Origin of the sequence: Jeongeupia sp. USM3 (assembly GCF_001808185.1) — a bacterium.
Lineage (GTDB): Bacteria > Pseudomonadota > Gammaproteobacteria > Burkholderiales > Chitinibacteraceae > Jeongeupia.
In genome coordinates, this window is sequence record NZ_CP017668.1 from 461,389 (window position 1) to 473,976 (window position 12,588).

At 66.3% G+C, this 12,588-nt stretch carries 7 protein-coding genes; 3 read left to right on the plus strand and 4 right to left on the minus strand.

Annotated features, from left to right (window positions below):
* Positions 1–31: 31 nt before the first annotated feature.
* Complete coding sequence (locus BJP62_RS02105) at positions 32–4,777, minus strand: NAD-glutamate dehydrogenase (protein WP_070526018.1); 4,746 nt, start codon at positions 4,775–4,777, stop codon at positions 32–34.
* A gap of 232 nt (positions 4,778–5,009) precedes the next feature.
* Here BJP62_RS02105 and BJP62_RS02110 point away from each other — a divergent pair, with 232 nt between their 5' ends.
* Together BJP62_RS02110 and BJP62_RS02115 are read left to right on the plus strand one after the other, a co-directional pair.
* A complete protein-coding gene (locus tag BJP62_RS02110) occupies positions 5,010–7,160 on the plus strand; it encodes a DUF1631 family protein (RefSeq protein ID WP_070526020.1) in 2,151 nt (716 codons plus the stop codon).
* A 46-nt stretch (positions 7,161–7,206) separates the two neighbouring features.
* Positions 7,207–9,108: an ATP-binding cassette domain-containing protein gene (locus tag BJP62_RS02115; RefSeq protein ID WP_070526021.1), complete on the plus strand. Its 1,902-nt coding sequence runs from the start codon at positions 7,207–7,209 to the stop codon at positions 9,106–9,108.
* Positions 9,109–9,164: 56 nt separating this feature from the next.
* On the opposite strand, the gene BJP62_RS02120 is transcribed toward BJP62_RS02115, so the two are convergent.
* Genes BJP62_RS02120 through BJP62_RS02130 form a run of 3 tightly spaced genes read right to left on the minus strand, consistent with a single transcriptional unit; the run spans position 9,165 to position 11,213 of the window.
* Entirely contained in the window at positions 9,165–10,418 is a 1,254-nt protein-coding gene (locus BJP62_RS02120) for a PTS ascorbate transporter subunit IIC (RefSeq protein ID WP_070526023.1), read from the minus strand.
* Positions 10,419–10,468: 50 nt separating this feature from the next.
* Positions 10,469–10,735 (minus strand): PTS sugar transporter subunit IIB, encoded by a 267-nt coding sequence (locus BJP62_RS02125; protein WP_070526025.1) that lies wholly within the window; start codon positions 10,733–10,735, stop codon positions 10,469–10,471.
* 28 nt (positions 10,736–10,763) lie between these two features.
* A complete protein-coding gene (locus BJP62_RS02130; RefSeq protein WP_070526026.1) occupies positions 10,764–11,213 on the minus strand; it encodes a PTS sugar transporter subunit IIA in 450 nt (149 codons plus the stop codon).
* Between the two features lie 227 nt (positions 11,214–11,440).
* On the opposite strand from BJP62_RS02130, the gene BJP62_RS02135 reads away from it, so the two are divergent.
* The gene (locus BJP62_RS02135) at positions 11,441–12,544 is read left to right on the plus strand and encodes a hypothetical protein (RefSeq protein ID WP_070526028.1); all 1,104 of its coding nucleotides are present in this window, start codon (positions 11,441–11,443) and stop codon (positions 12,542–12,544) included.
* Positions 12,545–12,588: the final 44 nt, after the last annotated feature.

A 12,588-nucleotide genomic window follows, 5' to 3' on the forward strand; every position in this document is an offset into this window, starting at 1 on the left:
CTGGTGCCGGACCGCTGGATCAGGCCGAAGATCAGGCCGTCATCCGCGCCCGCAGTTCACGCAGCGCCGCCGAGATCATTGCCAGATCGGGCTGGCTCTCGCGCAGCTCGTCGAGCATGCGCAGCCATTGCGCCAGCGACTCGGACGCCTCGTCCTGCCAGGTCGAGCGCTTGGCATCGGCATCGGCCTGCGGACGCTGCCAGACGCGGTCGGTCAAGGTTGCGTGCAGGCGTTGCAGATCGTCACGCGCCGCAAGGCGGGCAAGGGTCTGCCAGCGGTTCTCGCGCGGCAGCTTCTCGATTGCACCGGCCAGCCAGTCGAGCGACAGCGTCTGCCCCAGCGACAGGAAGAGCTTCATCCGCTCGGCCAGCGTGCCGGTGTCGACGGCGCCGCGCGCCAGCTCGATGAACGGCATCGCGTGCTCGATCGCCAGCACCTTGCCGGCGAGCGGCGCAAGCACCCCAGCCTCGATCCAGGCTTCGCGCCGCGCCTGCGCATCGGCGCTGCCGGCCAGCCACTCGGGCAGGCGCGGCAGACACAGCTCGGTGCAGGTGGCGAGATGGTCCCGCTCGGTGGCGCTCAGCGGATGCTGCAACAGCCAGCGCGCGACGCGCTCGGTCTGGCGGCGTACCGACGACAGCAGCTCGTACTGTTCGGCGACCGCCATGCCGGCGGCGACCTCGATCTCGCGCACCAGCGATTCGGCGTCGAGCAGTTGCTGCGCGTCGATCAGCGCGGCAACGACCGCGTCGGCCGGGCGTTCGACTTCCTCGCTCAGGCGGAAGACGCAGGTAATGCCGTAGCGGTTGACGACATGGTTGGTCAGCAGCGTGGCGACGATTTCGCGGCGCAGCGGGTGCTCGGCAACGCGTTCGCCGTGGCGTTCGACCAGTGCGCGCGGGAAGTAGTCGGCGAGCTGTGCGTTCCACCGTGCATCGTCGGGCAGCGCGCTGGCGAGCAGTTGCTGCTTGAGTGCGATCTTGGCGTAGGCGAGCAGCACCGAGAGCTCCGGCCGGGTCAGCCCGAGCTTGGCCTGCTGGCGGTCGAGCAGCAGGCTGTCGCTCGGCAGGTACTCGAGCCGGCGGGACAGCTTGCCCTGGCGCTCCATCGCCTGCATGAAGCGCTGGTGCACCGACAGCAGCGACGGCGCCTGCATCCGCTCGAGCGAGATGGCCTGCGTCTGCAGCCGGTTGTCTTCGAGCACCAGCCGGCCGACCTCGTCGGTCATTTCGGCGAGCAGCTGGTTGCGCTGCTTCAGCGTCATGTCGCCGCTGGCAACGATGCGGTTGAGGAAGATCTTGATGTTGACTTCGTGGTCCGAGCAGTCGACGCCGGCCGAGTTGTCGATCGCATCGGTAAAGATGCGGCCACCCGACAGCCCGTACTCGATCCGCCCGAGCTGGGTGAAGCCGAGGTTGCCGCCTTCGCCGACCACCTTGCAGCGCAGTTCGCGCCCGTCGACGCGCACGGCATCGCTGCCGCGATCGTTCGCCTCGGCGTGGGTCTGCGTGCTCGCCTTCACGTAGGTGCCGATGCCGCCGTTGTAGAGCAGGTCGACCGGCGCCTTCAGGATGGCCTGGATCAGCAGGCTGGGCTCGAGCTCGTCGTCCTCGACCTGCAGCAGCGCCTTCATTTCGGGCGAGAGCGGAACCGATTTGGCGGTGCGCGGCCACAGGCCGCCGCCCTGCGAGATCAGCCTTGCATCGTAGTCGGCCCAGCTCGAGCGCGGCAGGGTGAACAGCCGCTCACGCTCCTTGTACGACAGCGCCGGATCCGGGTTCGGGTCGATGAAGATGTGCCGGTGGTCGAAGGCCGCGACGAGCTTGACCGCGGTCGAGCGCAGCAGGCCGTTGCCGAACACGTCGCCGGACATGTCGCCGATGCCGGCGATGGTGATCGGATCGACGGCAACGTCGATGCCCATCTCGCGGAAGTGCCGTTCGACCGACACCCAGGCACCGCGCGCGGTAATGCCCATCTTCTTGTGGTCGTAGCCGACCGAGCCACCCGACGCGAACGCGTCGTCGAGCCAGAAGCCGTACTCCTGGGACAGTGCGTTGGCCACGTCCGAGAATGTGGCGGTGCCCTTGTCGGCGGCAACGACGAGGTAGGGGTCGTCCTCGTCGCGGCGGGTGACGCCTTGTGGCGGCACGACCTTGCCGTCAACGAGGTTGTCGGTCAGGTCGAGCATGCCGCGGATCAGCGTCTGGTAGCACTCGACGCCCTTGGCAAGGAAAGCCTCGCGCTCAACCGGCGGGTTCTTGACGACGAAGCCGCCCTTCGAGCCGACCGGCACGATCACGGTGTTCTTGACGATCTGCGCCTTCACCAGCCCCAGCACCTCGGTGCGGAAGTCCTCGCGCCGGTCGGACCAGCGCAGGCCGCCGCGGGCGACCTTGCCGCCACGCAGGTGCACGCCTTCCATCTCGCCCGAATAGACGAAGATCTCGAACAGCGGAACCGGCTGCGGCATCTCCGGAATCTGCGCCGATGCGATCTTGAACGAGACATAGGGCTTGGGTTCGCCGGCCGCATCCGCCTGCCAGAAGTTGGTCCGCATCGTCGCCTCGATCGCCGAGCGGAACCGCGACAGCATCTTCTCGTCGTCGAGGTTCGGCAGGTCGGCGGCGAATTGCGCCAGCCCCTTGCTCAGTGCGTCGGCCTGCACGGCGCTGGCTGCGTCCGGCTTCAGCCGGCCGTTGAACAGCGCGACCAGTTGCCCCGCCTGGGCCGGGAAGCGCAGCAGCATGTCGGCAAGCGTTTCCTGGCTGAAGCGCAGGCCGATCTGCTTGAGGTAGCGCGCATAGGCGCGCAGCACCAGCACGTCGCGCCAGTCGAGGCCCGCGTGCAACACCAGCCGGTTGAACGCATCGTTCTCGCTGCGGCCGGCAAAAATGGCCTCGAACGCATCGAGCAACCGGGCGCGCGACTGCGGCGCTTCCAGCGCGCCGGCTTGCGGCAGCTGGATGCCGATGTCGATGATCCATGCCGCGCTGCCGTCGGCAAAGCCGAGCTTGTACGGCCGCTCGTCCTGAACGCGGACGCCGAGGTTTTCCAGCAGCGGCAGGCAGTCGGACAGCTCGATCGGCGTATTGCGATACAGCTTCAGGCGCCAGAGCCGGGTGTCGGACTGGCTGCCCGGGACGATGCTCGTCGCCAGCCGGCCGGAAGTCAGCGCCGTCTCGAGCGCGTCGATATCGTGAACCGCCACGCGCGCCGGGTAATCGGCGCAGTAGGCGGCCGAGAACGCGTTGGCATAGCGCAGGTAGCGGACCGCTCCCTGTTCCTCGCCGCCATGGGCAACCAGTTGCCGGCGCAGCTCGTCCGGCCAGCGCTGGGCGATCTCGGCGATCTCGGCCTCGATTTCCTGCGCGTCGTACTGCGGATGCGTGCCGGGCTGGATGCGGGTAATGAAGTTGATGCGCGCCAGCGGGCTGTCCGACAGCAGCACGTTGAACTCGCAGCTCTCGCCGGCAAGCCGCTCGAGCAGCAGTTGCTGAACCTTGACGCGGACTTCGGTCGTGTAGTTGTCGCGCGGCACGTAGAGCATTGCCGACACGTAGCGACCGTAGATGTCGTCGCGGAAGAAGATCCGCGTCCGGTTGCGCTCCTGCAGTCCGACGATGCCGTCGGTGATCCGGGCCAGTTCGTCCGCGTCGGTTTCGATCAGTTCGTCGCGCGGATAGGTGTCGAGCACATTGAGCAGTGCCTTGCCGCGATGGCCGGCCAGATCGACGCCCGATTGCGCGACTGCACGGGCGATCTTGTCGCGCAGGATGGGGATCTGCCGCGGCGGCACGCTGTAGGCGCTGGCGGTGTACAGGCCAAGCAGACGCAGCTCGCCGACGACCTTGCCGGCGGCGTCGATGCGCTTGAGGCAGACCATGTCGAGGTGCACCGGCCGGTGGATCACCGAGCGGGTGTCGGCCTTGGTCAGGATCAGCAGCGTGTCGGGCCGGTAGGCGATCTGGCGCAACTCGGGCGTCAGCGATGCCCAGGTGCGCGACGGGCCGCCGACGCCGTCGTCGCGCAGCATGCCCAGTCCCGACCCCGGGGTGATCCACATATTGCCGTCGCCGCCGATGTCGTCGATCCGGTAGTCGCGGCAGCCGAGGAAGATGAAGTGGTCGTCGCGCAGCCATTCAAGATAAGCGATGGTTTCGGCGATCTCGCGCTCGGCCAGCGGCGGCGGGCTGGTGCGCAGCGCCTCGAGCGTCGCGCCGATGTGTTCGGTCATCTTCGGCCAGTCGGCGACGGCAACGGCGAGTATTTCAAGCGCACGGCGGATTTCCCGTTCGAGCTCGTCCAGCGCCTCGGGGCGGGTGATCCGGTCGATCTCGAAGTGCATCCACGATTCGTGCACGCCATCGTCGCCAAGGTCCGTCGCCTGGCCGTCGGCGTCGCGCGCCACCCGCAGTACCGGGTGGACGACGAGATGGACCGCGTAGCCAAGGCGGTGGATCGCCATGCCGACGGTATCGACCAGGAAGGGCATGTCGTCGACAACGAGCTCGACGACGGTGTGCCTGCACTCCCAGCCGTGCTCGATCAGGGTCGGATTGTTCACGCGCAGCAGCGCCTCGCCGGCACCGCGCCGGGCGCCGAAACGCCAGTGCGACAATGCGGCACCGGCCCAGTTGTCGGCATCCCGGGCGTCGAAGTCCTCGGCGGGAAGATCCGCGTAATAGCGCGCAAACAGCGAGCGGATATTGTCGGCGAGGGGTTCGCGGGCCTGGGACAGCGCGTCCAGCTGCGAGCGGGGAACGGAAAAGGTCATGTCAGCCTGTCTCTGCGTCGTTAAAGCTGACTTTGACTCTATACCCGGCCCCATACCCCCGCCAGACCGGGTTTTCCTCAACCTCGGTTTTCCCCAATCGCCAAGGCGGACGTGGGCTGGAAGGCAATCGGTGTCTCATCGCCGCCCGTCCGCCAGTGGTCGGATTGGCCGGAAAATTCTCAAAACATTACCATACCCTAATATACAAAATTCACTTCAGGCCGGCCGACCCATGCAGACCGCACGCGCCCAATCCGAAGCCCGCCCGTCGGCAGGGACGCTGATCGCCTGTCGCGATCTGGCGCTGACGATGCTGACCGAGTCGCTGGACGATTTCTTCGATGAGCTGCAGGAAGCCTTCTTCCAGCTCGCCGAAACCACTACCGAGCGCGGGCTGCGCGACCAGTACTTCGATGCGCGCGTCGAGGCGCAAACCAAGAAGGACGCGATCATCGCGGCTTTCAAGCAGCAATTCCTCGCCAGTTTCGAGGCCAGCCTGCAGGCGCGCGACTCGCGCGGCGAAAGCAGCTTTTTCCAGGTCAATCTGGCACCGGACGCCTTGTCGCTGGTGGCCAATGACGAATACGAAGCCTCGCTGACGCTGAGCAGCGTAACGAACGCCATGCAGCAGAAGGGCGGTGACACGCTGGCCCAGCTCGAACAGCGGCTGGCCACCTTGCTGCCCGAGCGCAGCGAAACGGCCGGCCCGCTCAGTCCCAAGGCCATTTGCGAAGCCTTCCTCAGCGCCTGCCAGCAGCTCGAAAGCGGTCTTGCCGCGCGGCTTGTCGCGCTGCGGACGTTCGAGACCGAACTGTCGGGCAAGGTGGCCGACGTCTATCAGCAGCTCAACCAGTACCTGATCCAGCAGAATGTCGCGCTGCCGGCGCTCGCCCGCCGGGCCGGCACGTCGCGCGTTGCGCGGCGCGCGCCGGACGCCGGTGGCGACGGCGCAGTGCCGCAAGGCGAAGTTGCGGGCGGTGCTGCCGGCGCGGCCTCGTTGTTGCGTCCGGAGCTGATCGCTCACCTGAACCAGCTGTTCAGCAACAACGGTGCAGCGGCGGCGCAACGGCCGGTCCGTCCGGACTGGTTCAACTTTCTCGATCACCTGCAGCAGGATGCGTTCGGCAGCGCGCAGGACCTCTTTGCCCAGCCGGAAAACCTGCTGGCCCTGCTGCGCGGCAGCCGCTGGACGCAGGAGCTCGACCGGCTCGACACGATGACCGTCGAACTGGTCGCACTGCTGTTCGACCGGCTGTTCGACGATGCCCGGCTGCCGGTTGCCGCCAAGGGGCTGCTGTCCCGGCTGCAGGTGCCGGCGCTGAAGGCGGCGATGCTCGACGCCGGATTTTTCAGCGACAAGTCCCATCCGGCGCGACGGCTGATCGACCGGATCGCCGAGGCCAGCCTCGAGTGGCAGGACGAGCCGGCCGAGGACGACGCCCGGCTGCGCAAGTTCGCCGAACTGATCGCCGAGGTTGCCCGGACATTCAGCGACGATGCAACCATATTCCAGACTGCACTGGACTCGCTCGACCGATGGCTCGACGCCGAAAGCAACGAGATCGACGCGTCGATCAGCGAGCAGGCCGAGGCGCTGCTGGCCGGCGAGATCAGCGAACTGGCCCAGGCCACGGTCCAGACACTGCTCGAGCAGCGGCTCAAGCCGGCACACCCGCCGGTGGTCGTCGCTTTCGTCCACGAGCAGTGGCGCGCTGCGCTGGTTGCCGCCTACGACGGCAACGGCGAGGCGGCGCCGCTCTTCATCGAGCGGCTGGCCGTCGTCGATGACCTGCTGTGGAGCATCGCACCCAAGGTCAGACCCGAAGACCGTCTGCAACTGGTGAATACGCTGCCGGCGCTGCTGGCCAAACTCGAAAAGGGGATGAGGGACGCCGAAGTCGCCGACGAGGTGCGCAAGGGCTTCTTCTCCGAACTGGTGCAGTTGCACGCCAGTGCCATTCGCCAGGGGCTGAAGCAGGCGCTGGCTGCGGAGCCCGCGGCGCCGGCCGGGCCGGTCATCGAGCAGGCCATCGCCATCCGCCCGGCGGCGCCGGAGGTTGAATACATCACCGACGAGGTGCCGGACACATTCCATGAACCGGAACCATCGGTGATCGAGCCTGCCGCTGCCATTGCCTTTCCGGTCCGCGGCGACTGGGTCGAATGGCTGGACGGCGGCGCACCGCCGCGGCGGCTGCGTGTCGGCTGGATCAGCCCGCAGGGTACCCGCTTCCTGCTCACCAGCCGCAACGACAAGGGGCTGACGCTGATGCGGCACGAGGTCGAGGCACACCTTGCCAGCGGCGCGCTGCGCGTCATCGCGCTCGGCGCCGGCGTCACCGAAGACGCGTTCAGCCTGCTGCGTGACGCGCTGATCACCTGATCCGGCCAGGTCCGGGCCCGACCGGAGGTCTGGTAAACTCCGACCCATGATCCGACTCAAATCCGCCACGCTGCGACGTGGCCTCAAGGTCCTGCTCGACCAGGCCGACCTGACCCTCAATCCCGGCCAGAAGGCCGGCGTCGTCGGCGCCAACGGCGCCGGGAAATCATCGTTCTTTGCCCTGCTGCGCGGCGAGCTGCACCTCGATGGCGGCGACATCGAACTGCCGCCGCGGTTGACGATCGGTCACGTTGCGCAGGAAACGCCGGCGCTGGCCGACCCGGCGCTCGATTACGTGCTGCGCGGCGACGCCGAACTGAGCGCACTCGAACAGGCGTTGGCGCAAGATCACGACGACGGCGTCCATCACGCCGAGCTGCTGGCCCGCTACGAAGCCGTCGACGGCTATACCGCGCGGGCGCGCGGCGCCAAGCTGCTGGCCGGACTCGGCTTTTCCGAAGCCGAAATGGCGCGGCCGGTCTCCGATTTTTCCGGCGGCTGGCGCATGCGGCTGAATCTGGCGCAGGCGCTGATGTGCCGCTCCGACCTGCTGCTGCTCGACGAACCGACCAATCACCTGGACCTCGAAACCGTCGTCTGGCTCGAAGGCTGGCTGCGCAGCTATCAGGGCATGCTGCTGGTGATCTCGCACGACCGAGACTTCCTCGATGCCACCGTCGGCAGCATCCTGCATGTCGAGCAGGGCAAGCTCAACCTCTACACCGGCAACTACGCCAGCTTCGAGGCGCAGCGCGCCGAAAAGCTCTCGCAGCAGCAGCAGGCGCACGACAAGCAGCAACGCGAGATCGCCCACCTCGAATCGTTCATCACCCGCTTCAAGGCCAAGGCGAGCAAGGCACGGCAGGCGCAGAGCCGGGTCAAGGCGCTTGAGCGGATGGAAATCATCGCCGCGGCCCACGTCGATTCGCCGTTCACGTTCTCGTTCCGCGAGCCCGAATCGAGCCCGAACCCGCTGTTGCGCATCGAAGGCGGGGAGGCAGGTTATGCCGCTGGCAAACCGACGCTGCGCAAGCTCGATCTCAGCCTGCAGAAGCAGGCGCGGATCGGCCTGCTCGGCGTCAACGGCGCCGGCAAATCAACGCTGATCAAGACGCTGGTCGGCGAGTTGCCGCTGCTCGCCGGCGAGCGGCACGAGGGCAAGGGGCTCAAGGTCGGCTATTTCGCCCAGCACCAGCTCGAGCATCTGCGACTCGACGAGTCGCCGCTGTGGCACTTGCAGAAGCTCGCGCCCGACACCCGCGAGCAGGAGCTGCGCGACTACCTCGGTGGTTTCGACTTCCGCGGCACTATGGCATCGAGCCCGGTGGCTCCGTTCTCGGGCGGTGAGAAGGCGCGGCTGGCGCTCGCGCTGGTGATCTGGCAGCGGCCGAACCTGCTGCTGCTCGACGAGCCGACCAACCACCTCGACATCGACATGCGGCAGGCACTGACCCGGGCGCTGACCGATTTCGACGGCGCCATCATCATCGTTTCGCACGATCGGCACCTGCTGCGGGCGACGGTCGACGACTTCTGGCTGATCGAATCGGGCACCGTGCAGCCTTTCGATGGTGACCTCGACGATTATTCGCGCTACAGCCAGGAAAAACGCGGCGAAACGGCCGCACCCGGCCTGCAGGCATCCGACGCGGGGCTCGACCGCAAGGCACAGAAACGTGCCGAAGCCGAGGCGCGCCAGGCGCTGGCGCAACAGCGCAAGCCGCTTGAGCAGCGTCTGGGCAAGATCGAAAAGGCGCTGACGCCGAAACAGGCCGAGCACGCCGAGCTGACCACGCAGTTGCAGGATGCCGCCTTGTACGAAGCCGGCCGCAAGGACGAGCTGCAGTCGGTACTGCGGCGCGAGTCGCAGCTCAAGGGCGAGATCGACGAGCTGGAAATGCAGTGGCTGGAGATCAGCGAAGCGCTCGAGGCGCTGGCAGCCGCCTGATCCGCGGCATCGAAAAAAGGGAGCCCGCAGGCTCCTTTTTTTTTGGACCGCGCCGGTCAGAAGCGACCGAGGAAAACCGAAAGCACGATGCCGACCACGCCGAAGTCGGTGTCGCCGAAGGTCGTGCCGGCAAACCCGAGCGCACCCAGGCTGTTGAGCAGGATCGCCGGCAGGAAGCTGATCAGCAGGCCGTTGACGAAGGCGCCGACGACCGCGCCACGCAGCCCGCCGGTGGCGTTGCCGTAGATGCCCGCGGTCGAGCCGGTGAAAAAGTGCGGAATCAGTCCCGGCACGATCACCGCCAGGCCCAGTGCCGGCGTCAGGAACATCGCCAGCAAACCGCCGAGGAAGCTCGACATGAAGCCGATGACGACCGCGTTCGGTGCGAACGGGAACACCGCAGGGCAATCCAGCGCCGGTTTGGCATTCGGGATCAGCTTGTCGGAAATGCCCTTGAAGGCCGGCACGATTTCCGAAATCAGCAGCCGCACGCCAGCGAGGATGATGTAGACCCCGGCCGAGAACACCAGCGCCTGCTTGATCGCGAAGACGAGGAAGTTCACGCCGCCAGACAGCGTGCCTTCGATGAAGGCCGGCCCGGCAAACAGCGAGACGATGATGTAGAGGATGCCCATCGTCAGTGCCATCGAGATCGACGTGTCGCGCAGGAAGCGCAGCGATTCCGGCACCTTGATGTCCTCGGTGCTGCGACCGCCCTTGCCGAATGCCTTGCCGACCAGCGCGGCGGACAGGTAGCCGATCGTGCCGAAGTGGCCGAGCGCGAAGCTGTCGTTGCCGGTGATCTTGCGGGTGAACGGCTGCGCCAGCGCCGGCATCACCACCATCAGCACACCGAGCAGCGCACCGCCGGCCAGCACCAGACCGATGCCGTGCATGCCGCCGGCCGACAGTACGGCAACCAGCAGGCAGGCCATGAACAGCGTGTGGTGACCGGTCAGGAAGATGTACTTCAGCGGCGTGACCCTTGCCAGCAGCAGGTTGAAGCCCATGCCGAGGATCATCACGTAGGCGGTGTAGGTGCCGAACTGCTTCATCGCCAGCGCAACGATCGCCTCGTTGTTCGGGATCGTGCCTTTCAGGCCGAAGGCATGGTCGAAGATCTGCCGGAAGATGTCGAGCGAGCCGACGAGGATCTGCGCACCGGCGCCGAGGATGACGAAGCCGAGAATGGTCTTGATCGTGCCGCCGACGACGTCGGAAACCTTGGCCTTTTGCAGCAGCAGGCCGGCAAGCGCAAACACGCCGATCAGCACGGCCGGATCGGAAAGGATGTCGAGCAGGAATTTCATGGTGCACCTCTGCGGGTGATGAAGCCGGCCGGGCGGCCGGCGTGCGGGGGTCAGGACAGGTAGGGCGCCAGTACCGACTTGATCTCGGCCTTGTCCATGATGTTCTTCAGCGACGCGACCTTGCGGCTGCCGTCGTCGAGGTTGTCGATGATCTCGCGCGAGCCGAGGAAAAGGTCGGCGGTTTCGCTGCGCGACGAGAACAGGTCGGTATGGCTTACCTCGGCGTCGCTGCCGAGTTCGCGCAGGACGTCCTTGACGGCCATTTCCAGCATCAGGCTGCTGCCGAGGCCGTTACCGCAAACGATGAGGATTTTCATGGTGGTGTTCCTTGTCAGACGTGATGAATCAGTCGGCGAGCGAGGCGATCAGCGCGGTGATCTGCCCGGTGGTGGTGGCCGCCTGCAGGGCGGCGAACTTGTCTTCGTCCATGATCCAGTGGGCGAGCTGCTTCAGTGCGCGCTGGTGGCTGTGCGAATCGGTGGCCGAGAAGGCGAACAGCAGCCGGGCATGATGGTCGGGGTCGTCGCCGAACTTCACCGGGTGCTCGACCTTGAGCAGCGACATCGCGATCGCCTTGGCGCCGGCCTCCGGGCGGGCATGCGGAATCGCCACGTCCGGCGCAATCACGATGTAGGGGCCGATCTTCTCGACGTTGTCGATGATCGCGTCGATGTAGGCCGGCTCGATGGCACCGCGTTCGAGCAGCGGCTCGCATGCCGAGCGGACGGCGTCGCGCCAGTCGGCAAACTGCGTGGCAAAGCGGATGCTTCCGGCGGGCAGGATGTCTTGCAGCATGAGGGCTCCTTGCGGTGTTGAATGGCTTGCCCTGCATCCTGATACCCGGCCTCATCCGCCGGAATTGGAATATTGCCAATATTCGGGTTTTGCTCACCGCCGTTTAATTCCGCAGTACAGCAAATCATATTTTCTTTGTTAATCAGTTAGATAGAACAACTATTATTCTCGAATGCATCAAATAGTGTGTTGATGCATAATTATGCATTCGTGGATGAGGGACGAGCATGCCAACGGAATCGGGAACGGGATGGCACTTTGCGCGTGCCGAGCTGGCGCAGGCCATGATGGCGACCCTGCAAAGCGGGCTGGCGCAGTCGGTAACGCTGGCTTCGCCGGCGCAGATGGGCAAGAGCGAATTCCTGCAACGCGACCTGATTGCCGAAGCCGAGCGTTCCGGCTGGCGTGTCCGCTACTTCGCTTGCGACGCCGTCTCGCCCCGCGCGCTGCAACGGCAGTTTGTCGAGTGGCTGGCCGACTTCGCCGCCGGCGAGAAGTGGCTGAGTCGCCAGCTTGCATCGCTGACCGGCCGGCAAGCGCCCACCCGGCTGACGCTGGCCGAACGACTGACGCGCGAACTTGCACAACTGCGCGACGACAAGCGCAAATCGCTGCTGCTGATCGACGATGCCGACCTGATTGCCATGCAGCCCGGCGGCGATGCGATGCTGCGCGACGTGATGCATGCATTTGGCGCGCTGGGCGGGCGCGCCAAACTGGTCATGGGCGTCACCCTCGGCAACGAGACGCAGGCCATTCCGCTGCGTCTCCAGCAGCAGAGCGCGGTGCTGAACCTGCCCGACATCGGCGATGGCTTCGTTCGGCACCTGGTCAGCCAGTATCAGCTGCGCACGCAGGGAAACCGTGACGGCGAGCGCACCTTCGGCCAGCTGTCCAGCCCCTACGAGGGCATCACCTGGGGGCAGGTCGACGAGGCCGGCATGCTCGACGCCTTCAACCGGCTGCAGCGCATACCGTACTACCTGCGGGCGCTGATCGAGGATCTGGTACTGAACCCGCAGCGCACGCTGGCCGAAGGCCTGCAGCTGCAGCAGGCCCGGCTGCAGCGCCATGCGGTGTCGGCATTGTCGTGGGAGGACATGAGCCGGCTGGACCGGCTGCTGCTGGTCGAAATCGCCAAGGGTGCGCCACGGCTGTACGGCAACGCGTTCCGCGCCCATCTGGCCGAACAGACCGGTGTTGCGTCGGTATCGTCGTCGCAGGTGCAGAGCAGCCTGAAGAAGCTGGTGCGCAACCGCGTGCTGGGCAGCGGCGGAGAAGGGCGCTTCACCATCATCGACCCGCATCTCGCCGTTGCACTGTCCGTGTAAGGGGGTAATGCGCGGGCAAACAAAAACCCCGGCAGGTGCCGGGG

Bases quoted from the DNA above. Each gene is read 5' to 3' on its own strand.
- BJP62_RS02105 (WP_070526018.1), bottom strand. From the start codon at position 4,777: ATGACCTTTTCCGTTCCCCGCTCGCAGCTGGACGCGCTGTCCCAGGCC.
- BJP62_RS02110 (WP_070526020.1), top strand. From the start codon at position 5,010: ATGCAGACCGCACGCGCCCAATCCGAAGCCCGCCCGTCGGCAGGGACG.
- BJP62_RS02115 (WP_070526021.1), top strand. From the start codon at position 7,207: ATGATCCGACTCAAATCCGCCACGCTGCGACGTGGCCTCAAGGTCCTG.
- BJP62_RS02120 (WP_070526023.1), bottom strand. From the start codon at position 10,418: ATGAAATTCCTGCTCGACATCCTTTCCGATCCGGCCGTGCTGATCGGC.
- BJP62_RS02125 (WP_070526025.1), bottom strand. From the start codon at position 10,735: ATGAAAATCCTCATCGTTTGCGGTAACGGCCTCGGCAGCAGCCTGATG.
- BJP62_RS02130 (WP_070526026.1), bottom strand. From the start codon at position 11,213: ATGCTGCAAGACATCCTGCCCGCCGGAAGCATCCGCTTTGCCACGCAG.
- BJP62_RS02135 (WP_070526028.1), top strand. From the start codon at position 11,441: ATGCCAACGGAATCGGGAACGGGATGGCACTTTGCGCGTGCCGAGCTG.